The organism is Sphingomonas sp. 320_CC (genome assembly GCF_059691795.1).
On record NZ_JCAWAE010000003.1, the window covers coordinates 49,800 to 71,271 of the forward strand.

At 66.5% G+C, this 21,472-nt stretch carries 24 protein-coding genes; 9 read left to right on the forward strand and 15 right to left on the reverse strand.

What is annotated here, in order from left to right:
- Positions 1–3: 3 nt before the first annotated feature.
- Positions 4–960 (reverse strand): DNA topoisomerase IB, encoded by a 957-nt coding sequence (locus AC59GX_RS11745; RefSeq protein WP_426281863.1) that lies wholly within the window; start codon positions 958–960, stop codon positions 4–6.
- Positions 961–1,140: 180 nt separating this feature from the next.
- Between AC59GX_RS11745 and AC59GX_RS11750 the strand changes: the two genes are divergently transcribed.
- Entirely contained in the window at positions 1,141–1,704 is a 564-nt protein-coding gene (locus tag AC59GX_RS11750) for a type 1 glutamine amidotransferase domain-containing protein (RefSeq protein WP_426281785.1), read from the forward strand.
- Positions 1,705–1,759: 55 nt separating this feature from the next.
- On the opposite strand, the gene AC59GX_RS11755 is transcribed toward AC59GX_RS11750, so the two are convergent.
- The 3 genes from AC59GX_RS11755 to AC59GX_RS11765 are packed head-to-tail and all read right to left on the reverse strand — an operon-like array spanning position 1,760 to position 4,330.
- On the reverse strand, positions 1,760–2,842 hold the full coding sequence (locus AC59GX_RS11755) for an acyltransferase family protein (protein ID WP_426281784.1): 1,083 nt from the start codon (positions 2,840–2,842) through the stop codon (positions 1,760–1,762).
- Entirely contained in the window at positions 2,839–4,182 is a 1,344-nt protein-coding gene (locus tag AC59GX_RS11760) for a putative O-glycosylation ligase, exosortase A system-associated (RefSeq protein WP_426281783.1), read from the reverse strand. Before AC59GX_RS11760 ends, AC59GX_RS11755 begins: the two co-directional genes overlap by 4 nt.
- Entirely contained in the window at positions 4,175–4,330 is a 156-nt protein-coding gene (locus tag AC59GX_RS11765; RefSeq protein ID WP_426281782.1) for a hypothetical protein, read from the reverse strand. The genes AC59GX_RS11760 and AC59GX_RS11765 overlap by 8 nt, the downstream gene beginning before the upstream one ends.
- A gap of 100 nt (positions 4,331–4,430) precedes the next feature.
- Here AC59GX_RS11765 and AC59GX_RS11770 point away from each other — a divergent pair, with 100 nt between their 5' ends.
- From AC59GX_RS11770 to AC59GX_RS11780, 3 genes are all read left to right on the forward strand, one after another.
- Positions 4,431–5,639, forward strand: a complete 1,209-nt coding sequence (locus AC59GX_RS11770) for a TIGR04063 family PEP-CTERM/XrtA system glycosyltransferase (protein WP_426281781.1) — start codon at positions 4,431–4,433, stop codon at positions 5,637–5,639.
- Entirely contained in the window at positions 5,639–6,445 is an 807-nt protein-coding gene (locus tag AC59GX_RS11775) for a hypothetical protein (RefSeq protein WP_426281780.1), read from the forward strand. Before AC59GX_RS11770 ends, AC59GX_RS11775 begins: the two co-directional genes overlap by 1 nt.
- Positions 6,446–6,549: 104 nt before the next feature.
- Entirely contained in the window at positions 6,550–8,118 is a 1,569-nt protein-coding gene (locus tag AC59GX_RS11780) for a spinster family MFS transporter (RefSeq protein ID WP_426281779.1), read from the forward strand.
- A gap of 245 nt (positions 8,119–8,363) precedes the next feature.
- Here AC59GX_RS11780 and AC59GX_RS11785 read toward each other — a convergent pair whose 3' ends face one another.
- Together AC59GX_RS11785 and thpR are read right to left on the reverse strand one after the other, a co-directional pair.
- Positions 8,364–8,900: a superoxide dismutase family protein gene (locus AC59GX_RS11785; RefSeq protein WP_426281778.1), complete on the reverse strand. Its 537-nt coding sequence runs from the start codon at positions 8,898–8,900 to the stop codon at positions 8,364–8,366.
- A gap of 44 nt (positions 8,901–8,944) precedes the next feature.
- Positions 8,945–9,439 (reverse strand): RNA 2',3'-cyclic phosphodiesterase, encoded by a 495-nt coding sequence (gene thpR, locus AC59GX_RS11790; protein WP_426281777.1) that lies wholly within the window; start codon positions 9,437–9,439, stop codon positions 8,945–8,947.
- Positions 9,440–9,612: 173 nt separating this feature from the next.
- Between thpR and AC59GX_RS11795 the strand changes: the two genes are divergently transcribed.
- The 4 genes from AC59GX_RS11795 (at position 9,613) to AC59GX_RS11810 (ending at position 12,402) form a co-directional block, all read left to right on the forward strand.
- Positions 9,613–10,362, forward strand: coding sequence for a Bax inhibitor-1/YccA family protein (locus AC59GX_RS11795; RefSeq protein WP_353466461.1), 750 nt, complete (start codon positions 9,613–9,615; stop codon positions 10,360–10,362).
- A gap of 88 nt (positions 10,363–10,450) precedes the next feature.
- The gene (locus tag AC59GX_RS11800; RefSeq protein WP_426281775.1) at positions 10,451–11,230 is read left to right on the forward strand and encodes a transglutaminase-like domain-containing protein; all 780 of its coding nucleotides are present in this window, start codon (positions 10,451–10,453) and stop codon (positions 11,228–11,230) included.
- 81 nt (positions 11,231–11,311) lie between these two features.
- Positions 11,312–11,611 (forward strand): hypothetical protein, encoded by a 300-nt coding sequence (locus AC59GX_RS11805; protein ID WP_056051272.1) that lies wholly within the window; start codon positions 11,312–11,314, stop codon positions 11,609–11,611.
- A 236-nt stretch (positions 11,612–11,847) separates the two neighbouring features.
- On the forward strand, positions 11,848–12,402 hold the full coding sequence (locus AC59GX_RS11810; RefSeq protein ID WP_497301760.1) for a hypothetical protein: 555 nt from the start codon (positions 11,848–11,850) through the stop codon (positions 12,400–12,402).
- 164 nt (positions 12,403–12,566) lie between these two features.
- On the opposite strand, the gene AC59GX_RS11815 is transcribed toward AC59GX_RS11810, so the two are convergent.
- From AC59GX_RS11815 to AC59GX_RS11855, 9 genes are all read right to left on the reverse strand, one after another.
- Positions 12,567–13,295 carry an extensin-like domain-containing protein gene (locus tag AC59GX_RS11815; protein WP_426281773.1) on the reverse strand — a complete coding sequence of 243 codons (729 nt, stop codon included), beginning with the start codon at positions 13,293–13,295 and terminating at the stop codon, positions 12,567–12,569.
- A gap of 1 nt (position 13,296) precedes the next feature.
- Complete coding sequence (locus tag AC59GX_RS11820; RefSeq protein WP_426281772.1) at positions 13,297–14,058, reverse strand: NUDIX hydrolase; 762 nt, start codon at positions 14,056–14,058, stop codon at positions 13,297–13,299.
- A gap of 202 nt (positions 14,059–14,260) precedes the next feature.
- Complete coding sequence (locus AC59GX_RS11825; protein WP_426281771.1) at positions 14,261–15,232, reverse strand: FAD:protein FMN transferase; 972 nt, start codon at positions 15,230–15,232, stop codon at positions 14,261–14,263.
- A gap of 38 nt (positions 15,233–15,270) precedes the next feature.
- A complete protein-coding gene (locus tag AC59GX_RS11830; RefSeq protein ID WP_426281770.1) occupies positions 15,271–16,110 on the reverse strand; it encodes a DUF4198 domain-containing protein in 840 nt (279 codons plus the stop codon).
- Between the two features lie 10 nt (positions 16,111–16,120).
- The gene (locus tag AC59GX_RS11835) at positions 16,121–16,615 is read right to left on the reverse strand and encodes a DUF2271 domain-containing protein (RefSeq protein ID WP_082453308.1); all 495 of its coding nucleotides are present in this window, start codon (positions 16,613–16,615) and stop codon (positions 16,121–16,123) included.
- Positions 16,616–16,626: 11 nt separating this feature from the next.
- Positions 16,627–17,283 (reverse strand): PepSY-associated TM helix domain-containing protein, encoded by a 657-nt coding sequence (locus tag AC59GX_RS11840; protein WP_426281768.1) that lies wholly within the window; start codon positions 17,281–17,283, stop codon positions 16,627–16,629.
- 105 nt (positions 17,284–17,388) lie between these two features.
- Positions 17,389–18,156 (reverse strand): SDR family oxidoreductase, encoded by a 768-nt coding sequence (locus AC59GX_RS11845; protein WP_426281767.1) that lies wholly within the window; start codon positions 18,154–18,156, stop codon positions 17,389–17,391.
- 75 nt (positions 18,157–18,231) lie between these two features.
- Positions 18,232–19,425, reverse strand: a complete 1,194-nt coding sequence (locus tag AC59GX_RS11850; protein ID WP_426281766.1) for an MFS transporter — start codon at positions 19,423–19,425, stop codon at positions 18,232–18,234.
- Positions 19,426–19,436: 11 nt separating this feature from the next.
- Positions 19,437–20,471 (reverse strand): aldo/keto reductase, encoded by a 1,035-nt coding sequence (locus AC59GX_RS11855; RefSeq protein WP_426281764.1) that lies wholly within the window; start codon positions 20,469–20,471, stop codon positions 19,437–19,439.
- Between the two features lie 87 nt (positions 20,472–20,558).
- On the opposite strand from AC59GX_RS11855, the gene AC59GX_RS11860 reads away from it, so the two are divergent.
- Positions 20,559–21,467 (forward strand): LysR family transcriptional regulator, encoded by a 909-nt coding sequence (locus AC59GX_RS11860; protein WP_426281762.1) that lies wholly within the window; start codon positions 20,559–20,561, stop codon positions 21,465–21,467.
- The last annotated feature ends 5 nt before the right edge of the window (positions 21,468–21,472 follow it).

Consider the following 21,472-nt stretch of genomic DNA (forward strand, 5'->3'; position numbering starts at 1 on the left):
TCGTCAGGCCGCTCTTGCCAGTGTCGCAACAGCGGGCGTGCCGGCTTCGAGGAAGGTGATCAGGCCACATTCCTCGCGGCTCATGTAGCGCTTGGCGCGCGGGAGGCGGAGCGCCTTGCGGAAGGTCGACTGACCGGTTTTCACGAGCGCGATCAGCGACGGGTGGACATAGCTTTTGCGCGCGATCGCGTGGGTGTTGCCGAGCCGGGCGACGACGGGTTCGAGCATCGTCTTGAGGCTGAGGTCGCGTTCGGCCGACGCGAGTGCCTCGAACGCGGCAACGCTGGCGGCCCAGGTGCGAAAGTTCTTGGCGGTGAAATCGGTGCCGGTGACGTCGCGGATGTAGCAGTTCACGTCGGTCGAGGTGACCGGGTGCGCGACGCCGGCGTCGTCGAGCCACGCGAACAGATGCTGTTCGTCGAGGTCCTGGCATTTCTTGACGAAGCTGCTGAGCGAGCGGTCGGTGATCTTGAGCGTCCGCATCTTGCCGGACTTGCCCTTGTACTGGAGCTTGAGCGTCGAGCCCTTCACTTCGCCGTGGCGCTTGCGCAGCGTGGTGGCGCCGAAGCTCTCGTTCGCCTCGGCATAAGCCTCGTTGCCGATGCGGATGTGGCCGCCGTCGAGCAGGCGGATAACCGCGGCGACCGCGCGTTCGCGGGTCAGCGAGCGCTTGCGGAGATCGGCTTCGACCGCCTTGCGGATCTTGGGGAGTGCGTGGCCGAAATCGGCGCAGCGTTCGTATTTGGCGGCCTCCTGCGCTTCGCGGAAGCCGAGATGATAGCGGTATTGTTTGCGCCCCTTCTCGTCCCAGCCGACCGCCTGGATATGGCCGTTGGGCTTGGGGCAGAACCACGCGTCGCGGTAGGCGGGGGGCAGGCCGACTGCATTCAGCCGGTCGATCTCGTCGCGGTCGGTGATGCGTTCGCCCTTGGCATCCCAATAGCCCCAGCCGTTCCGCATCTTCTTGCGGGTGATGCCGGGCTTGGAGTCGTCGGAATACACGATCTTGATGGGCAATGCGGTGGTCCCTCGAGGGTCTCGTTCGAACTATCTCTGCAAATGTTCGGGAAGGCGCATCGTTCCGGAACGAGGCGGGCTGCGCTTGGTTGAGGGGGCACGGGATTTCACTGGAGACATGACATGGCCGATCTTTCCCAAGCTCGCGTATTGATGCTCGCTGCCGATGGTTTCGAGACCGTCGAACTGTTCGAACCGAGGAAAGCGCTGGAGGCGGCGGGCGCGAAAGTGACGCTCGCCTCGATCAAGACCGACCCGATCCAGGGCATGAAGGGCGACATCAACAAGGCCGAGACGGCGACGCCCGACCTGACGCTCGACGAGGTCGATACCGACGATTACGACGCGCTGGTGCTGCCGGGCGGCGTCGCCAACCCGGACGCGATGCGCCAGCAGGAGCGCGCGATCGAGATCATCACCGAGTTCATGGAGGACGGCAAGATCATCGCCGCGATCTGCCATGCGCCGTGGCTGCTGGCCGAGGCGGACGTGATCGACGGACGCCGCGTGACGAGCTTCCCGTCGATCCGGACGGACCTGGAGAATGCGGGCGCGGACGTGGTGGACGAAGAGGTCGTCGTCGACGGCAATTTGATCACGAGCCGCAAGCCGGACGATATCCCCGCGTTCAACAAGGCGATCATCGCCGCACTTGAGGAAGAGCTGTCCGACGAGCCGGTCGACTGACCTGTTCCCCTCCCGTTTGCGGGAGTGGCTAGGGGAGGGGATTGGGCGCCGACGTTTATGGCTGCCCCTCCCCCAACCCCTCCCACGAGCGGGAGGGGAGCCTGTTGAGCCAGCGTTGGGCGGGGCGTTCTATCAGGTGATAGAGGGTAATCGAGGCCATCAGGACCAAGCCCAGATACAAGGCTACATACATCGGCGACACGGCGGTCGCGTCGCTGACGAAGACGAGCTTGAACGCCTTCCACAAGATGAAATGGCTGAGATAGGTCGCATAGCTGATCTCGCCCAGATAGTGCGTTGGTCCCAGTTCGAACGGGTTTCCTGGCTTACCTCCAGTCAGTGCCAGCAGCAGCAGGACGACGGCGAACAACGCGGGGACGACCAGCGTTTCCGGTGCACCCGCGATCCAACTACCGGCAGCGACCATGGCTGCGAGCGCCGCCCATAGCGGCGCTCGCAAGACGCCGCGCCACCGCAACCATAGGGCGCAGACGATGCTGCCCGTCGTAAACTCTACCAGGCAGCGAAGCAGGCCGTAGCGCGGGATGTTGGCGCCGAGGGTAGTCGCATCCATCGCCAGGTGCAGGCCGACCAGCAGGCCGCCGGCAATTGCCAGCAATGCCCAGCTCGGCAAGCGCCGCCAGTCCACCGCCATAACCAGCAACGGAAACAGCAGGTACGCACCCAGTTCGGCGCTGATCGACCAGGCGGGGTCGTTCCAGGCGAGCTGATGCGTGAAGCCCCAGTTCTGGAGCAGCAGGATGTGGAGCGGCAATTCCGGGAAGACGAACTGCGGATCGCTGCGGCCGGTTGCGCGGAGCAGCAGGGCCAGTCCCACGGCGCCCCCCAAGGTGACCAGATGTAGCGGCCAGATACGGGCGATGCGTTTTCGCAGGAACCGCGGAATGCTAGCCACCCCGCCGGTACGAATGCGGTCGGACCAGGTCAGCCAGATTACGAAGCCGGACAGCAGGAAGAAGAAGTCGACCGCCAGATAACCTTTGGCGAAGACGTCGCGCACGCCGCTGGGCAGCCCCGCGATCGACAGGCGGATGTGATAGAAGACGACGAACCATGCGGCGATCCCGCGCACGCCGGTCAGCGCGCGCAGTTCGTGAACCGGTGTACGATCCGTCACGCTGGAGATGGCACGGCACTGCGGCGCATCGGCCGGAACGACTGCTCGCTCCGCTTGCGCGCCAGATAGGTATCGAGGCCGATCTGCGCGCCGATCAGCATGTAGACGAACGGCTGGAACGCGATCGCGATGAACCCTGCGCCGAGCAGGTAGACGATGTGCCCGCTTTGCAGCGCGGCCGCGAGCGGTCCGGCCCAGGCGAATTCCCCGTCCGGGTCGCGGTAGCGGCGGCGGATGAACTCCATGCGGACGATGCCGATCAGGTTGATCGCGAGCCATATCGCAAGGCCGGGATAGCCCTGCTCGCCGAGCATTTCGAAATACGCGCTGTGATACGCGCGCGCCTTATCGACTTCGACCTTGGGGGCCTCGGCAGCGCCGGGCGTGGTCTTCAAATCGTAGCGGATGTGGTTGCCCAGATACGCGTTGAAGCCCCCGCCGAACGGGTTCGCCTTTGCGTATTCGATCGTCCATTTCCATACCGCAAGGCGCGTCGAGGCGGATTCGTCGGCGTCGTAGGTCTTGATGGTGTTCATGCGGTTGGTGAAGGTCGAGGGCAGGAACGGGATCGCCGCCAGCCCCAGCACGCCGAGCATCGCCAGATACGCGACCTTGCGTTTCACGTTGCGGATCGACAGCAGCGCGAGCAGGCCGATGCAGAGCAGCCCGGTGCGCGTCGACGTGCCGACTGGGATCAGCAGGCAGGCGAAGACGAGCGCCAGGCAATAAGCCTTTACCCGCCAGTCCGGCCGGAAGATCGTGCCGTGGTGCATGAACCAGACGATGATCGGGACGATCGCGATCGCCACCGCGCTGATCGTGCTGCCCTCGTACAGTCCTGAATTATTGTCGACCATCAGGTTCAACTGGCCGTAACCGCCGCCGCCGCTGGCGATCGTCTTGATGCCGCCGACGACGATGATCGACGATGCGGCGAGGATCATGAACAGCAGCAGCGCCTCGATCCGCACGCGCGTGCGCAGCGTCAGGGGGAGGAACGCGGCGAAGGCGAGCGCCTTCCACACCCAGTCCCATTTCTCCTTGGCCTCGACGGGAAAGTCTGCTGTGATCGTCGTGCCCCAGCAATAGAGCAGCAGCAGCACGATCAGCACCTGTCGCCCACCGACCCGCGTGTCGCGCTTGTCGTCGGCGAGGATCCACCCGCCGACCGCCAGCGCGACCGCGATCAGCGAGATCGGCACCGAATTGAGTAGCAGGTAGGTCAGCCGCTGCGGCGATACGATGTCGATATAGACATAGACGAGCACGAGCAGGAACGGCCGCTTGAACCCCATTCCGAAGAACGCGAGCAGGAACGCGATGAACGCGAGGTCACGCATCGTGGCGGGGTTTCTCGGTGGACTTGCGCTTGGTATCCGAACTGTCGTGTGGGCTGGGCTCGCGATCGAGATCGGGACGCTTGAGCAACAGGAACGCCGCAAGCATCATCAACCCGTGGCTGAGGCCGAGCGCGAGATTGTCGATCATAGGTACGGCCTCCTTTCCGGATATGCGGACATCACGGAATCGTCTGTAGGTATAGTCGGTTGACGCGCCGTTAAGCGATCTGTGGCAGGGGGATAGCACGATGCGTATCCTTCATATCCTCGATCACGGCCTGCCGCTGCAAAGTGGCTACACGTTCCGCACGCGGGCGATCCTCAAGGCGCAGGAGGCGCTCGGCTGGACTGTCGCTGCGGTGACCGGCCCGCGGCACGGTGTCGCGCCTGCCTCGGTTGAGTCGGTCGACGGGCTGACCTTCCACCGTACGGATGCCGGTGTGAAGCCGGGACCGGTCGGCGAAGCCGTCGGGATCGCGGCGTTCGCCAAGCGGATCGAGGCGGCGGTCGATGCCTTCAAGCCCGACATCCTCCACGCGCATTCGCCGGTAATCGATGCGCTCGCCGCACTGATCGTCGCGCGCAAGCGGAAGCTGCCGCTGGTCTACGAGATTCGCGCGTTCTGGGAGGATGCGGCGGTCGGCAACGGGACGGGGACGGCGACGTCGATGCGCTACCGTGCGACGCGGGCGCTGGAGACGTGGGCGGTGCGGCGGGCGGATGCGGTGGCGGTGATCTGCGAGGGCCTGCGCGGCGACCTGGTCGCGCGGGGCATCTCCAGGGACAAGATCATGGTGTCGCCCAACGGCGTCGACCTCGACCTGTTCGGCAACGCGCCGCCGCGTGACGATGCGCTGGGGGCTGAGTTGGGGCTCGACGGTGCCGACGTCGTCGGGTTCATCGGCAGCTTCTACGATTACGAAGGGCTCGACGATCTGATCGCGGCGATGCCTGCCCTACTGGCGCTGCGGCCCAAAGCTCGGCTGTTGATGGTCGGCGGCGGGCCGATGGAAGCGGCGTTGCGCGCGCAGGGGGGGGCATCGCCGGTGGCGGATGCGATCGCCTTCGTTGGGCGCGTGCCGCATCAGGAGGTCGAGCGCTATTACGGGTTGGTCGACATCCTCGCCTACCCACGCAAGCGGATGCGGCTGACCGATCTGGTCACGCCATTGAAGCCGCTGGAGGCGATGGCGCAGGGGCGGCTGGTCGCGGCGTCGGACGTCGGCGGGCACCGCGAGCTGATCCGCGACGGTGATACCGGCACGCTGTTTCCGCCCGACGATCCGCAGGCGATTGCGGATGCGCTGGCGGGGATGTTCGCGGATCGCTCGGGGTGGGACGAACGGCGCGCACGGGGGCGTGCATTCGTCCAGGAAGAGCGTAACTGGTCGTCAAACATTCGTCGCTATGCTCCAGTCTATGAACGGCTGATCGCGGCCGCGGTGCGGGAAAATTAATGGCAGAGTTTGCTCTTCGGACTTTGCAGCGCGGCAATCTGAATCGTCTGGTGCCGATCGTCGGTGCGATTGCCGGGGGCGTGATCGCGGCGGCAGGCGTGATGCTGTCGTCCGGCGATGCGCTGGAGGCGCTCGTATCGGATACGGGTATCGCGGCGCTGATCCCGATGGCGGCACCACCGCTCGGGGCGACTGCGCGCGCGATACTTTCGCTGGGGGCGGGGGCGTTGATCGCGGCGATCCTGTGGTCGTCGCTGTATTTGCTGTTCGGGCCGGGTGGGGTGTTTGCCGGTGCGCGACCGCGGGAAGACGGCGTGCCGGTGATCCGCCGCGCCGACGCGCATCCCGACGCACCGCCGCGCAAGCCTATGTCTGCGGCCGATCTCGGTACGCCGTTGATGGAGGTTGGCGTCGCGGGTTCGGCCGATGGGGCCCCGCGTGATGAACGGGCTATTCCCGCCGATCTCGACCTGCCGCTCGCCGCCTATGATCCGAAGGCGATGCGGCCGGTGCCGATGGAGCCTGCCCGGCCGGTCGCGCCGCTGGCGCAGCCAACGATGGTCGCGCCGGTGATCGAAATGTCGCCGACCGTCGAGCCGGACACGTTCGTGACCGCGCCTGTGCCGAAGCCAGTCGAGCCGCCGGTCGTCGAAACGTCCGAACCGGTGGAGGAGGTCAGCGCGCCGACGCCGATCGCCCGGCCTCTGCGTGCGCAGGCTGAGCCGCCTGTGCCGCCGACGATCGAGACGCTCTTGCAGCGACTGGAGCAGGGGGCGCTTCGTCGCGGGCGGATCGGGTCACACTGAGGTAGACGCGCACCGCTCGATCTGGCGTACCCGAGCCTGCCGAAAGCACTGTTTCTCTCTTCTTGCCTCTGATACCCATAGCTCGAAAAACATCGGGAGGGATCATGGCAAACGCCGAAACCGTTATGGGCGAGCCGGAGAAAGGCGCGTCGCGCTACGCCTGGTACGTGTTGTCGATCCTGTTCCTCGTCTACGTCCTGAACTTCGTCGACCGGCAGATCATCTCGATCCTGGCGGAGGACATCAAGCGCGACCTGGGGCTCAAGGACCAGGATCTCGGGTTCCTGTACGGCACTGCGTTCGGCGTGTTCTATTCGCTGTTCGGTATTCCGCTGGGGCGGTTGGCGGACAATTGGCACCGCGTCAGGCTGATGACGATCGGGTTGTCGCTGTGGTCGGTGATGACCGCGCTATCGGGCTTTTCGAAGACCGGCGGGCATCTTGCCGCGGCACGGATCGGCGTCGGGATCGGCGAGGCGACGGCTAGTCCTTCGGCATATTCGATTATCTCCGACTATTTCCCGAAGCGGCTGCGGGCAACGGCTTTGTCGATCTACTCCGCAGGCCTCTACGTCGGCGGCGGCTGTTCGTTGTTCATCGGCGGGTTGATCGTGCAGGGCTGGAACAAGGCCTATCCGGGTGGCGGGCCGCTCGGGCTGGTCGGCTGGCAGGCGGCGTTCATGGCGGTCGGCGTGCCGGGGCTGTTGCTCGCCGTCTGGATCGCGACGTTGAAGGAGCCGATCCGCGGGCTGGTCGAGGGGCTGCCCGAGCCGGAGAAGCATCCGGCGCCGTTCCGCGCGTTCGGGGCCGAACTGGTGACGATCGTGCCGCCGCTGACGTTGATCGGCGCGGCGATGGGGGGAGCGCGGGCGCTGGGGTACAACCTCGTTGCGCTCGCGTTGGTGGTTGCGGCGGTGTCGGGGCTGGTGGCGGCGGGCGAGCCCTGGCCGCAATGGGTGGCGATCGGGATCGGCGTGTATGCGGTGTTCTCATGGGCGTCGGCGCTGAAGCGGCGCGATCCGCCGACCTTTGCGCTGATCGTCGGCACGCCGGCGTTCCTGTGCACGGTAGTCGCGTACGGGTTGAACGCGTTCCTGAGCTATGCGGCGAGTTTCTGGGCGGCGCCCTATGCGTTGCGCGAGCTTGGCGCGACGCCGGCGTCGGCGGGGTTCATGATCGGCAGCCTTGGCGCGACCGCGGGGTTCCTCGGGCTAACGATCGGCGGCGTGGTGTCGGATCGGTTGCGGCAGGGCAACCCGGCGGGGCGGTTGTGGGTGGTGATCTTCGGCGCGGTGGTGCCGGTGCCGTTCCTGATCCTGGCCTTCACCGCGTCGTCGCCGGTCGCGTTTTATACCGGGATATTCCTCGCGCAGTTGACCGCGTCGTGTGCGCTGGGTGCGGCGGCGGCGACCACGCAGGACATGGTCTTGCCGCGGATGCGGGGGACGGCGACGGCAACGTTCTTCATCGGGACGACGCTGATCGGGCTCGCGCTTGGGCCATATATGGCGGGGCGGGTGTCGACGCTGACCGGGAGCTTGTCGATCGGGATGCTGTCGTTGTTGGTGGTGACGCCGATCACTTTGGCGTGTGCGGTGGCGGCGTATCGGCTTGCGCCTGGGGCCGAGGCTACGCGGGAGGATAGGGCGCGGGCGGCGGGGGAAGCGGTTTAACCGCTCCTGTTGAACCTATCCCGGCCACCCTCTTCCGTTCGTGCTGAGCGATGTCGAAGCACTTACGCTTGGCGCATGCCCTTCGACTACGCTCAGGGCGAACGGGGGGCAGGTCAGTACGCGAGAAATGTGCTTAGATACGAGCCCTCGATACGCCGCCTTGCGACTACTCGGTCTCTACTTAGCACGAGCGGAAGTTGCGCATGCGAATGCGCCCCTCCCGACGCGCGAGAGGGGCCACGCACTTAGCCCGCCTGGAATACCCCGCAGGCGATCCGCCCACCGCTATTACCAGCCGGGTCGGTCATCAAATCGTCCGGACCCGCATGGACCACGAAGGCCGAGCCGTCCGCGTCCATCAGCCCCGCCATCGTCGCGCCCGGAATTGTGATGCCGATCGTGCCGCGGCCGTCGGTGCCGATCACGAGGTTGGGCAGGTCGCCTTCGTGCGGGCCCTGCGGGTTCATGCTGCCGTGCTTCATGTTGGTTGGGTTCCAGTGGCCGCCCGCGGTCGTGAAGTCGGGGGCGTCGCAGCGGCCGACCATGTGGATATGCGCGCCGTGCGTGCCGGGGGGCATTGCCTTGGCGTCGAGCGTGAAGCGGAGGCCGCCGGCCACTTCGGTCGCCGTCGCGCGGCCGACATCGCTGCCGGTCGCGGTCTGGAGCGTTGCCGTGGCGCGCTGCCCGCCAGATACGGGGGCACCGGTCTCCATTCCAGTCTTCTCGCAGGCGGTCAGCCCGATAGTCGCCGCGCCGAGCAGTGCCAGTGTCGCAATCCGCATAGTGTCTCTCCCTGTTGATACTCTGGCGAACCCTCCGCCGCGCGTCAGGTTCCAAGCGCCCAGCGAGCGACGGGTTCGTACGTCGCGCCGTCGCGGCCGAGATGGCTCTCGTACAGCACGAGATGGGGTAGCGGGAAGGGCGCGCTCGACAGCGCGGCGTGGGTGGCGAGCCAGTCCTCGATCGCGAACCCGACGCCCGCCGCCCGTGCCAGCCGCGCGACGGTGATGTGCGGGAGATAGGCGCGATGTTCGGGCGGGAGGCCGGCACGAACGCACGCCTGGTCGACCTTGCGGTGGAGCGCGGCGAGCGCGTCGGGGGGCGTCACGCCGGCCCAGAGCGTATCGGTCCTTCCGCGCTTCTCGAAGCGGCCGACTCCGGTCAGCGACACGCTCGGGACCGGCGCGACGATCTGGCTCAGCGCTACCGCGACGTCCTCCGCCACCGGTCGTTCGACCTCGCCGATGAAGCGCAGCGTAACGTGCAGCTGTTCCTCGTCCTGCCAGCGCGCGGACGGCACGCCCTCAATTATGTCGAGCAAGCTCTGACGGATAGCGGGTGGCGGGCGGAGGGCGACAAAAAGGCGGATCATGGATTGCGGCAGGTTAACCGCGAACCACCATGCCGATGCAACCACTCTGCTTGAAAAGCGTCCTGTAAAAGACGATATTCACCGTAACCGGCACCATGCCGGACAAAGGAGCTGATTTCAAAATGGCTAATTGGTCTGACCCCCAGCCCCGCGCCGCGCCGTTCGGAACGTCGGCCACGGGCCAGCGTACCGAGGCCTATGACGCTGGTCTCCGTTCGTACATGCTGTCCGTGTATAACTACATGGGTTCTGCAGTCCTGCTCACTGGCATCGTCGCGATGCTGTTCGCATGGGGCGGCGCAGAATCGCCTGCCGCACAGGTGTTCATGAGCGGCGGTATCCTGAAGTACGTCATCATGTTCTCGCCGCTCGCGATAGTGTTCGGCATGAGCTACGGCCAGAACAAGATGTCGACCGGCACGATGCAGATGCTCTTCTGGGGCTTTGCCGTCCTGATGGGTTTGTCGATGTCGACGATCTTCCTGGTCTATAGCGGCACGTCGATCGCGGGTGCGTTCTTCGCCACTGCAGCCGGTTTTGCTGGTCTCAGCCTGTACGGCTACACCACCAAGCGCGACCTGTCGGCGTTCGGGACGTTCCTGATCATCGGTGTCGTCGGCCTGCTGGTCGCGAGCCTGATCAACATGTTCCTGCAGTCGGGCGTGATGCAGCTGGTCATCAGCGGCGTCGGCGTGTTGCTGTTCGCGGGCCTCACCGCCTACGACACGCAGCGTACCAAGAGCCTGTATGCGCAGGTCGCGGGTACGGACATGGTCGGCAAGGTCGTCATCATGTCGGCGCTGAGCCTGTATCTCGACTTCATCAACATGTTCATGTTCGTGCTGCGTCTGTTTGGTAGCAGCCGCAACTAACTCCCGCTAAGGGTGTGACGAACGCAGGGCTCGGCGGGACACCGCCGGGCCCTTTTCTTTTGGCTTCGGAACAGGAATGGGACGCGCAATGCGGCTCTCGATCGACGTGCGTCTGGATTACGGGATCGCGGGGGATGCCGATGTGCTCCTCCAAATCGAGGCGGCGGCGATGGCCGACCAGAAGATCGAGTCCGAGTCCCTCACTTTGTGGTCCGATAGTCCGATCCGGGCGGTGCGCGGCGAGGACGGCATCGGCCAGCGTTGCTGGTCACGCGGACATGGGCGGTTCACGGCCGAGTATAAGGCCATCGTCTCCGTAAATCGCGAGCGGGTGCAGCTCGAGCTGTATCCGGCAACGCCGCCGCGGATGCTCGATGGCGAGCTGACGCCGTATCTGATGCCGAGCCGCTATTGTCCGTCGGACCGCTTCGAGGGCTTTGTCGCGCGCGAGTTCGGCGGGCTGGAAGGCGGTCCGCTGGCGGCGGCGCTCACCGAGTGGGTGTATCAGTCGCTCGACTATCGCTGTGGATCGAGCAGCGGGGAGACGACCGCGCTCGATACGTTTGCGTCGCGCTCGGGTGTGTGTCGGGATTATTCGCATCTGCTCGTGTCGCTCGCGCGGGCGGGCGGGATCCCGGCGCGGTGCGTGTCGGCCTATGCGCCGGGGGTCGATCCGCCCGACTTCCATGCGGTCGCGGAGCTGTGGCTCGCCGGCGACTGGCGGTTGATCGATGCGACCAAGATGGCGACGTGCAGCGATATCGCGCGGGTCTGCGTGGGGCGCGATGCGACCGATATCGCGTTCATGACGGTGTTCGGGCAGGCATATCTGTGGGAGCAGACGGTGAAGGTGACGCCGCTCGATTGAGCCGCTTCCCGGGGCCCTTCGCGGGGAAACAAAGCGCACTTCGACCGTTGGTCATCGCCAAGATTAAAAAGGGACGTCGCAATGACCGACATAGACAAGAGCGCGTTGGATAGCCTGTCCGTAGCGCCCGACGACAAGGATGCGGAGGGCAAGAGCTCGGGCCGCGATCCGCGTCAGGAGGCGGGCCAGGACAAGTCGATCGGCAAGCGCCTGCAGAAGAATCCCGACAGCGCAGACGCGCGTCTCGACAACGGGCTCGACGAGTCGATGGACGGCAGCGATCCGATCTCTGCGACGCAGCCGGGGTCTGGTACCGAGCCGGCGAAGTCGTCGGGCTATGACGAGGATGCCGAGCGGGCGCTGCGCGAAAAGCAGGCGTAAGCCTCGCATCTGCTCAACGAACGGGCGTCGGTCGGCAACGACCGGCGCTTTTTTGTTGCCCAAACGCCGCGCAAGACGATCAAATCGCTTAGTTTCGTTCGGTTCGTCGCAGCCTTGTTGCAGCGCAACAGCTTTCATGGTCGCTTGGTGTTACGGAAAGATGACGCGCGATAGGGTCGTTGTTAACCATCCGAGCGCATAGTCTGCCGGTTCCTTGACGAGAGCGGGGTGACGACATGGCTTCCAGAATGAAACCGGCACAGGGGTCGACGACCCTCGCCGAGATGAAGGAATTCGCGGCTTTTCCGAGTTCGACGCAGCGGTATATCCGGCGTTCGCTCGACGTGGGGCTGGACCGTGAGGACGCGATGCAGCGCTGGTCGCGCGACGTGGTCGAGGCGGCAAGCATCCGGGCGCAGGCGCGGCTGTACAACAATCTTTCCGATCTGCGCGCGATGGTGCCGGACGACAGCGGGGTTGACGCGATCGAGCCGTTCCTGGCGCCGCTGATGACGTTGGTCGCGTTCGACCTAGGGCAGGGACGGCTGACGAGTTTTTCGGCGCTGCGGTTCCTGTACGAGCGGTTGATCGGGGCTGAGGTTCGGCCCTGGCTGCCGTCTGCGTTCTGCGCGGCGGCGGCGCTGCCGCATCTGCATCCGGAACTGCGGCGCAAACTGCTTCAGTCGATCAGCGAGGCGGCGGCGACCGCGTCGGGTTGGTCGAACCGGCAGCCGGCTTTCTTTCCTTACTGGGTCGAGAAGGTGGATTCGGGGACAACCTTGGCGAGCTGAAATCTCGCGGTTAGCGAGGCGGACTGCCAGGGCGTTATCCACCCCGGCGAAGGCCGGGGCCCAATTGGAGAGGTCGCAGTAACGATGCACACCCCTTCGTTTAGCGAGGTCTCCCAATTGGACCCCGGCCTTCGCCGGGGGTGGGGTAACCAGGGGGGATCGGATCACCGACACGCACGCCATCCCATCGACCCACGGTTCGCCTGGTCGAGATGCAGGTGGTCGGCATGCGCGGCGTTGTAGTTGGGGGACAGCGTCGTCGCGAACAGCTGGCAGGCGCCGTCGCGGACTTCGCGGAGGAATGCGGCCTTGGGATCGTCGCCTTTCCAGTCTCGCGCGACGGTGATGCGCGTGCCGTCGGTCAGTCGGAAGCCGGCGATGTCGACTGCGTCGGCGGTCGAGTGTTCGCTCCAGTTGCTCGAATGGCTGCCGGCGATGCGGCGGCAACTATAGCTGCCGAAATGATCGATCGTCGCGACGCGTGCGCCGAAGTGCCGTTCGGCGGCAGGCTGGACGATGTTCCATTCCCACATCGCCAGCGCCGCGGCGACCGGACAGGCGACGCCCAACCCGGCAGGTGCGAAGGCGATCTTTCGAGCACCGCCGGTCAGGCGCACGCCGTCTGCATAGCCGCACTGCCCGTCGCCCTTGCGCGGTGGCAGGACGGTGTAGCGGACGCCGGCGCGGTCGAGCAGCGCGCGGCATTGCGGGAAATCCTCGGTCAGCGCGGTGAGCGCGCGGCCCGTGAACAGGCCGACCGGCTGGCCGAGATCGAGCGGCGCCCAAGGCAGGTCCTGCGGCCGGCCACGCAGGCCCGCCCACAGCATCAGCGCCAGCGTCGCGATGACGACCAGCGCCACCAGCCACCCGATCGTCCTCCGCACCGCGCGCATGTCAGCCGCGCACCGCGTCCGACATCGGCTCCGACGTTATCGGATAACCGAGGTCGTCGGGGATGCAGAGATACTCGACGCCGTTGCGTATCTCGGTCCACGGCGTGACGGTGCGGATCGGATGCGCGCGGGCGTTAGCGACCGCGGCGTCGAAATCGGCGAACTGCGCGAGGCGTTCGAGATTGCGGCGGGTCGGGAAGATGATCGTCGCGTGTCCGGCATCGGTCTCGGCGAGAATGTGCGCGGCGGTTGCCCAGAACAGGTGGACATTCTCGGTCTCGTCGACCCGCGGGGCGGGGGCGTCGGCGGGCAGGCGGGCGAGATAGAAGCGCGTGTCGAAGATGCGCGCGTGGGCGTGTGCTGGCCGCCAGCGGGCGAAATATTCCAGTGCATCGAGATCGAGGGACGTGTCTGCGTCCGCCAGTGCTTCACCGAACGCGGTTCCGGCGTGAAGGGCGGCGCGCAACCGCTCGAAGGCTTGAATAGAGGGCATCGGTGACAGGCCGATCGGCAGGCCGGCCTCCTCGATCGTTTCGCGGATCGCGGCGATGCGCGCGGCGGTTTCGTTGTCGGGCGAGCCTAGCACCGCCGCCAGCGCGTGGTCGCCGGGATCGACGCGGCCGCCAGGGAATACCAGTGCGCCGCCCGCGAACGCCATCGCCTTGGCACGCTCGACCATCAGCAGTTCCGGGGGGCCGGCTGGCGTGTCGCGGAAGATGACGAGCGTCGCGGCGGGGATGGCGGAGGGGAGCGCGTCGGTCATTGGCTTTGGTAACGCGCGAGGGCGGGATCGGGTAGCGTCGTGGGGTGGAGCGGGCATGCTCCTGCGTCCCAATTTTGCGAAGGCTGGTCTTGCGCAGGCATGGTCGCTGCACCGACGGAATTGCTTACCCTCGGAAAGTTCATGATCGTATCGTGAGGCTTGCCGATATGGGGCCCCGCCTCCGCGGGAATGACGGTGGTGGTCAGTCTTCGAGCATCGCCGACAGGGCAGGCGACAAATACTCCTGCGCGGTGCCGTCGATCTCGGTGACGAGGCGGGCGGCGATGCCGTGATTGCGCGCGAGGTCGAGGCCGTCCGGCCCCAGCACGGTGAGTGCGGTTGCCCAGGCGTCGGCGTCGAGCGCGGTGTGGTGGATAACGCTGGTGGATACGACGTGCGTTTCGATCGGGCGTCCGGTGCGTGGATCTAGCGTGTGAGCGCCGCGGCGGTAGTCGCCGGAGGTTGCCACCGCTTGGCCGTGGAGCGCGATCCGGAGCGGGGGGAGTGTCAGCCCTGGGGGGCTTTCGAGGTCGACCCACCAGGGATCGCCGTCCGGCTTGATCCCGCGACCGACGAGTTCGCCACCGATCTCGATTAGCGCGTTGGCGATGCCGACGTCGTGCAGCAGGTCGGCGATGGCGTCGACCGCGTGGCCCTTGGCGATCCCCGACAGGTCGAGCGCGATGCCGCCGGGTTGGCGGAGGTGCGCGCCGGTGGCGGCGAACGAGAGCCGGGACCAGCCCGATGTCGCGCGCGCTTTCTCGATTTCGAGCGTGCCGGGGGGGCAGACGACGGGGATGGGGCCGAACCCCCAGGCATCGACGAGCCTGCCGATCGTCGGATCGAACGCGCCGTCGGTTATCTCCGCGATCGCCAGGCCGCGCGTCATGACGTGTGCGAAGTCGGGTGGGAGCGTCGTCCAGGTGCCGCCCGGCGACCGGTTGAAGCGGGACAGCAGCGAATCCGATGCCCAGTGGCTCATCTCCGCAACGAGCCCGGCCAGCCGCGCGACGATCACGGCGCGGATCGACGACGGATCGGTGCCGGCGGGCGCGGCGAAGCGTACGCTCCACGACGTCCCCATCGTCTCGCCGTGCAGATCGAGCACCACCGCCGACGGATCGCGCGCCGCGAACGCCGCGGCGTCGATCGTCGGCGGCAGCGCGATCCTCATGCCGTCAAACTCATGCCGCCAAACTCATGCCGAACGCCTCAGGGCGTAAGCACTTCGAGCGTCGTGACGTAGCTCATCCGCCGTTCGGTTGCCCGCGGCGAAGTCGCTTTGGCGTCGGCCAGCGTCGCGTTGAGCCAGTACATCCCGGCGGTCGGCCACGAGACGCTGAGCACGCCGTCAGCGCCGGTGGTCAGCTCGCGTGCGCCCTCTTCATTGCGATAACGCTTGCCGCCTGGGATCACCGTCACCTTCAGCCCCGTCGCGGGTTTGCCGTCGACGAGGAAGCGGAACTTGGCGGTCTCGCCCGCGACCAGCTCGTCGGGGTGGGTGATCGGCGCGAACTCGAGGCCCTTGCCGGTCGGCTTGAAGACGGTGGTGGTCGGCGCGCCCGCGGTCACGAAGATCTCGTTGCGGCCCGACACCTCGGTGACCTTAACGTCGGTCGCGTTGGCGGGGATGTCGGCGACGGTCAGCGGGGCAGGCGCGTTCGGCTGCGGCGGACCACGACGACCGCCGAGGCGCTTCTCGACGCCATCGACCTTGAAGCTGCCCATGACGGCGGACATCTGCGTGCCGATCTTCCACGTGCCGGGCTTGTCGAGCTTCACGTCGAATACCGAGCGATAGCGCCCGGTTGCGCCGTTCTGCAGTGCGCCTTCGCTACCGTCGGGCTGCCAGACCTTCATGCCGTCGAGGCGAAGCGGCTGGTGATCGAAGAAGAACAGGTCGTTCGAGACGGCGGCGTCGACCGTGACCCAGCCATCGGTCCCTGAGAACACGGTGGCCGACGGCAACAACCACATGCGGTGCGCCGACAGTGCGGCGGGGATCGACAGCAGCGCAGCGGCGGCCATCAGGCGTGCAACAAAAGGCTTCATGCTGTGATCCTTAGCGGGCGGAGATGGCGACGGCGCCGAGCTCGGTCTTGCCCGTGGTGCGGGCTCCGGCGGTAAGCGGTACGGAGACGAGTTCGCGACCACCGGTCTCGCGCGCAGCCTCGACGTTGAGGACATACTGGCCGGGTTTGACGTCGGCGGGCAGGGGGATGGTGTACTGGCCCGGCGTCCGCGTCGCGCCGCTGACGCCGTCGGCGGGCATCGTCATGCTGCGGCCGCCCTTGCGCCACCAGGCGCGCAGGTCCGCGAGCCATTTGGTGCCGGGATCGTTGCCGCGCTTCTTAAGGTCGTACCAGACCGCCAGCGTCCGCGGCGCGCCCCCACCGACCGGCTCCAGCCACACCGCGACATAGGGGCGATGATATTCGGCGACGTCGAGCCGCGGAATCGTGATCGTCACCGCACCGGGCGGCGCTGCAACCGCAGGCGACAACAGGGCAGGCGCGGTGATCGCCCCGCCGAGCAACAGGAACGCGGTAGGACGCATGGCGAAACCCCTCAATGGATGAACAGGATGGCGAGCAAGACGGGAAGCGCGAGCCCGGCCGCGACGATCGGCCAGGTCGAAGGCCGGTGCCGCGCGTGGAGTTGCAGCAACAGCAGCCCGGTAAGCGTAAACAGGATGCACGCGCCCGCGAAGACGTCGATGAACCAGAACCACGCCGCGCCCGCGTTGCGACCCTTATGCAGGTCGTTCAGATAGGAGATCCAGCCGCGATCGGTGGTTTCCGCGGTGATCGCGCCGGTCGCGCGCGCGATGCTGACCCAGCCGTCGCCGCCGGGGCGGGGCAAGGCGACATAGGCGTCGCTATCGGACCATTCGACGGGCTTGCCGGCGGGATCGAGCCCGACCGCGGTGACGACCGCCTTAGCCACGGGAACGGGAAGCGGCGCGTCGGCGGTATGCGGCGCGCTCAGCATGTGGAGCAGCGAGCGCGGTAACGTGCCGCTTTTCTCCACGACGACCGGTTTGGCACCGATCGATGCCGCGTGATTGAGCGTGATGCCGGTGATCGCGAACAGCAGCATCGCGGTCAGCGACAGCGCCGCGCTGATCCAGTGCCAGCTGTGCAATTGCTTGAGCCACCAGCTTCGCCACTTGCGTTTGCGCTTGGCGATCGTCGCGGGCGACGGGGAAGTTTGGGAGGCGTTCACAGTCGTCCGCCTATCGGCTCGCGACAGGCAGATCAAGGCTATTGAGAATAGTTAGCAGAAAAGGCGGGTGGTGCCTCGACGTTTCGTACGTCGAGGCACCAGCGATCAGCCCCCGCGGCGCGCGCGTTCGGCCATCTCGTTCAACTGCACGACGGCTTCCGGAAAGCGATGATCGGCTTCGGCATTGCGCAACGGCCGAACACGTTCGACGAGTATCTCGTTAGGCGTCGGCTGCTGCGTCCAGAGCGTCATGACCTCATCCGCAAACGCCTCCAGCGGCATATAGCCGGGACGCGTTTCCTGCCCGGGGGTAAGGCCGGTCTGTACGCCGGGGGGTGCGATCTCGATCACCTCGACCTTGCCGTCCAGAACGCGACGCAGGGACACGGTGTAGGAATGGATCGCCGCCTTGGTCGCCGAATACGTGGGGGCGGCGGTCAGCGGGACATAGGCAAGCCCAGACGTCAGGTTGACGATCGTGCTGCCGGATTGCGCTGCAAGATGATCGACCAGCGCGTTGGTCAGTCGGATCGGACCCAGCAGATTGGTGACGATCGTCGCCTCCGCATCGGTCAGATCACGGCGGGTCGCGGCGTCCTCCAGCTTCATGATGCCGGCATTGTTGACCAGAACGTTGAGCGCGGGATGTTCGGCAATTAGGCGCTGCGCAAAGTCCTCGATCGCGGCGGGATCGTCGATGTCGAGCGTCATCGCGCTCATGTTCTCGCGCCCCGCGATCGTCTCGTCGAGCGCTTCCTGACGTCGGCCGGCAACGATCACCGCGTTGCCCGCATCGTGGAGACGCTGCGCCAGCGCGGCGCCGATACCCGACCCGCCGCCGGTGATGAGGATGGTGTTGCCGGTCGGATTCATGCCGCGTCTCCTGATGATAGCGGCCGTACAACGCAGGCGATGCGCGTTCGGTCCCCATCGATCAGGGGGCGGCTTCTACATAACCTCGACCGGACTCGCCGAAGCCGGATGGCGTTGATCGCGTACCGTATTCCGACGAACGCTGACGATCACCGCGACGAGGCCAAGCGCCGACGAGACGGCACCCGCCATCGCCACCGCCGGATACCCGAACCCTGCCGCAATCACGCCGCCGCCGACCGCCGCGCCGATCGCATTGCCCAGGTTGAACGCACCGATGTTCATGGCGGATGCGAGGTTGGGCGCGTCCGCCGCGGCATGCATCACGCGGATCTGCAGCGGCGGAACGAGCGCGAAACTCGCGATACCCCAGAGGAAGATGAGGATCGCGGTCGGAATCTTGAACGGCATCAGCAGTGCGAACACGATCAGGATCGCCGTCAGGGAGGCGAGCGTGATGATCAACGTCTTGTCGACCGAGCGATCGGCGAAACGGCCGCCGAGCCAGTTGCCGAGCGTCAGCCCCAGGCCGTAGGTCACCAGCATCGCGGTGATGTAGCCGAGCGAGGCGTGAGTCACTTCGCGCAAGATCGGCGTGATGTAGGTGAACACGGTGAACATCGCGCTCGCGCCCACCACGGTCAGGCCAAGCGCGCCGAGCACGGGGCCCCGTGTCAGCACACGCAGTTCCGCCATCGCATCGCTGCCCTCGGGCGCAGGCAAAGCCGGCAGCGTCAGCCGCAGCGCCGCCATCGTTGCCACGCCGAGTGCCGATATGCCCCAGAACGACGCGCGCCAGCCGAGATGGTCGCCTGCCCAGGTCGCGAGCGGCACGCCGACGACGTTCGCGATCGTCAGGCCCATGAACATCGCCGCCACCGCGCCCGCGCGCCGTTCCGCCGGCACGAGGCTGGCCGCGACGATCGACCCGACGCCGAAGAACGCGCCGTGGTTGAACGAGGTCAGGATCCGCGCGGCCATCAGCATGCCGTAGCCGGTCGATACCGCCGCGAGCAGGTTGCCAATGGTAAAGATACCGGCGAGTGCGATCAGCAACGTCCGCCGCGGCACCCGCCCGGTGGTCAACGTCATCAATGGCGCACCAATAACGACGCCGAGCGCATAGGCGCTGATCAGCAATCCCGCGGTCGGGATCGACACGCCGAGATCGCTCGCGATGACGGGAAGCAGCCCCATCGGCGCGAATTCGGTCACGCCGATGCCGAACGCGCCGACGGCGAGGGCCAGCAGGCCGGGATTGAGTTTCATGATGTCGTTCCTCAGACCAGCGCGGGGTTCAGCCGGGCGAAACCCTCTTGCTGGCGATAGGGCGTATGGGGGTAGGGCGGCAGCACATCGCTGGCCGTATTGAGCACAGCGACCTGTGCGGCCGTCAGTTCCCAGCCGACCGCCCCCAGATTGTCGCGCAACTGGGCTTCGTTGCGTGCGCCGATGATGACGGACGATACGGTCGGGCGGCGCAACAGCCAGTTGATCGCGACCTGCGGCACCGTCTTGCCCGTCTCCGCCGCGACCGCCTCGAGCGCGTCGATCACGCGGTAGAGGTGCTCGGCCTCGACCGGCGGTGCGAACTGTTCGGTGTCGTGCAGGCGGCTGCCCGCGGGGATCGGCCGGTCGCGCCCGATCTTGCCGGTCAGGCGACCCCAACCAAGCGGGCTCCACACCAGCGCGCCGACTCCCTGGTCCGCGCCGACCGGCATCAGGTCCGCCTCGTACGCGCGGCCGATCAGCGAGTAATAGACCTGGTGCGCGGCCAGCCGCGGCGAGCCGTGGCGGTCGGCGATGCCTTGCGCCTTCATCACCTGCCAGCCTGGATAGTTGGACACGCCCGCATAGCGGATCTTGCCCGCAGCGATCAGCATGTCGAGCGTGCCCATCACCTCCTCCGTCGGGGTCGATGCATCGAAGGCGTGAAGTTGGAGCAGGTCGATGTAATCGGTTCCTAACCGCCGCAACGAATCCTCGACCGCGCGGATCAGTCGCGACCGCGACGCGCCCCAATCCTGCGGGCCGTCACCCATCGGCAGGCCGGTCTTGGTCGAGATCAACACCCGGTCGCGCCGCCCCCTGATCGCCGCGCCGAGCACGGACTCCGAGGCACCGTTCGAATAGACGTCGGCGGTGTCGAACAATGTCACGCCCGCTTCCAGGCAGACATCGACCAGCCGCCGTGCTTCGGTCTCGTCGCTGCGTCCCCATGCGCCGAACAACGGCCCGGTGCCGCCGAAGGTCGCGGTGCCGAAGCTCAACACGGGAACGCGCAAGCCCGATGATCCCAATTGCCGATAGTCCATGTGCGTATCCCCGATGTTCGCGTTGGTGCATAGATGGACGGTATGGTGCCCCCTTATTAGACGATGTGACGGCGAAGGATTTGTGACGTGGACGCAAAGATCGGGATAGGCGCCGACCGGGCCCGTGCGCTGGAGATCTTCGCGACGGTGATGCGCGAGGGCAGTTTCTCGGGGGCTGGGCGCGCGCTGGGGCTGACGCCATCGGCGGTGGCGCGGTCGATCGACCGGATCGAGACACGGCTTGGCGTGCGGTTGCTGCTGCGCTCTACGCGGGCCCTGACGCCGACCGTCGAGGGGCAGGTCTATCTGCAGACCGCGCGGCGGATTCTTGCCGACCTGGACGACGCGGAGCAGCAGATCGCCGATCAGGGCGCGCCGCGCGGGCGGCTGCGGATCAGCGCCGCGCTATCGCATGGGCGGTTGTGCATCGTGCCGTTGCTGGGCGAGTTCGCGCGTTCGTACCCGCATATCCTGGTCGATTTCGCGCTGACCGATACGCTCGTCGATGTCGCGGGCGGGCAAGCGGACGTCGCGGTCCGCTTCGGTCCGCTGGCCGACAGCCTGCTGACCGCGCGCAAGCTGGGCGAAAGCGGGCGCGTCATCGTCGCGGCGCCCGACTATCTCGCACGGTGCGGGACGCCGATGGTCCCCGAAGACCTGCACACGCACAATTGCCTCAACTTCAACTTTCGTCGCGTCGAACCGGTTTGGCCATTCCGCCGCGACGGGCAGGATATCGCGTTGTCGGTGAAGGGCAATATCGAGGCAAACAACGGCGAGACGCTGGGCCAGCTTGCCTGTGCGGCGGTCGGAATCGCGCGTGTCGGCGCGTTCAGCGTCGTCGACGACATCGCCGCAGGACGGCTCGTGCCCGTACTCGAGGACTTCAACCCTGGCGATGTCGAGCAGATCCACGCGGTGTTCGTCGGCGGCACGAACACGCCGGCGCGCGTGCGCGTGTTCGTCGACTTCCTCGTCGCCCGGCTGGCCAACTAGGCGAT

What these genes read in the sequence shown, in the direction of transcription:
- AC59GX_RS11745 (WP_426281863.1), bottom strand. Translation starts at nt 960, where the DNA reads ATGCGGAACGGCTGGGGCTATTGGGATGCCAAGGGCGAACGCATCACC.
- AC59GX_RS11825 (WP_426281771.1), bottom strand. Translation starts at nt 15,232, where the DNA reads ATGAGGATCGCGCTGCCGCCGACGATCGACGCCGCGGCGTTCGCGGCG.
- AC59GX_RS11805 (WP_056051272.1), top strand. Translation starts at nt 11,312, where the DNA reads ATGACCGACATAGACAAGAGCGCGTTGGATAGCCTGTCCGTAGCGCCC.
- AC59GX_RS11835 (WP_082453308.1), bottom strand. Translation starts at nt 16,615, where the DNA reads ATGCGTCCTACCGCGTTCCTGTTGCTCGGCGGGGCGATCACCGCGCCT.
- AC59GX_RS11780 (WP_426281779.1), top strand. Translation starts at nt 6,550, where the DNA reads ATGGCAAACGCCGAAACCGTTATGGGCGAGCCGGAGAAAGGCGCGTCG.
- AC59GX_RS11830 (WP_426281770.1), bottom strand. Translation starts at nt 16,110, where the DNA reads ATGAAGCCTTTTGTTGCACGCCTGATGGCCGCCGCTGCGCTGCTGTCG.
- AC59GX_RS11765 (WP_426281782.1), bottom strand. Translation starts at nt 4,330, where the DNA reads ATGATCGACAATCTCGCGCTCGGCCTCAGCCACGGGTTGATGATGCTT.
- AC59GX_RS11770 (WP_426281781.1), top strand. Translation starts at nt 4,431, where the DNA reads ATGCGTATCCTTCATATCCTCGATCACGGCCTGCCGCTGCAAAGTGGC.
- AC59GX_RS11750 (WP_426281785.1), top strand. Translation starts at nt 1,141, where the DNA reads ATGGCCGATCTTTCCCAAGCTCGCGTATTGATGCTCGCTGCCGATGGT.
- AC59GX_RS11800 (WP_426281775.1), top strand. Translation starts at nt 10,451, where the DNA reads ATGCGGCTCTCGATCGACGTGCGTCTGGATTACGGGATCGCGGGGGAT.
- AC59GX_RS11855 (WP_426281764.1), bottom strand. Translation starts at nt 20,471, where the DNA reads ATGGACTATCGGCAATTGGGATCATCGGGCTTGCGCGTTCCCGTGTTG.
- AC59GX_RS11760 (WP_426281783.1), bottom strand. Translation starts at nt 4,182, where the DNA reads ATGCGTGACCTCGCGTTCATCGCGTTCCTGCTCGCGTTCTTCGGAATG.
- AC59GX_RS11815 (WP_426281773.1), bottom strand. Translation starts at nt 13,295, where the DNA reads ATGCGCGCGGTGCGGAGGACGATCGGGTGGCTGGTGGCGCTGGTCGTC.
- AC59GX_RS11845 (WP_426281767.1), bottom strand. Translation starts at nt 18,156, where the DNA reads ATGAATCCGACCGGCAACACCATCCTCATCACCGGCGGCGGGTCGGGT.
- AC59GX_RS11850 (WP_426281766.1), bottom strand. Translation starts at nt 19,425, where the DNA reads ATGAAACTCAATCCCGGCCTGCTGGCCCTCGCCGTCGGCGCGTTCGGC.
- AC59GX_RS11775 (WP_426281780.1), top strand. Translation starts at nt 5,639, where the DNA reads ATGGCAGAGTTTGCTCTTCGGACTTTGCAGCGCGGCAATCTGAATCGT.
- AC59GX_RS11810 (WP_497301760.1), top strand. Translation starts at nt 11,848, where the DNA reads ATGGCTTCCAGAATGAAACCGGCACAGGGGTCGACGACCCTCGCCGAG.
- AC59GX_RS11795 (WP_353466461.1), top strand. Translation starts at nt 9,613, where the DNA reads ATGGCTAATTGGTCTGACCCCCAGCCCCGCGCCGCGCCGTTCGGAACG.
- AC59GX_RS11785 (WP_426281778.1), bottom strand. Translation starts at nt 8,900, where the DNA reads ATGCGGATTGCGACACTGGCACTGCTCGGCGCGGCGACTATCGGGCTG.
- AC59GX_RS11820 (WP_426281772.1), bottom strand. Translation starts at nt 14,058, where the DNA reads ATGACCGACGCGCTCCCCTCCGCCATCCCCGCCGCGACGCTCGTCATC.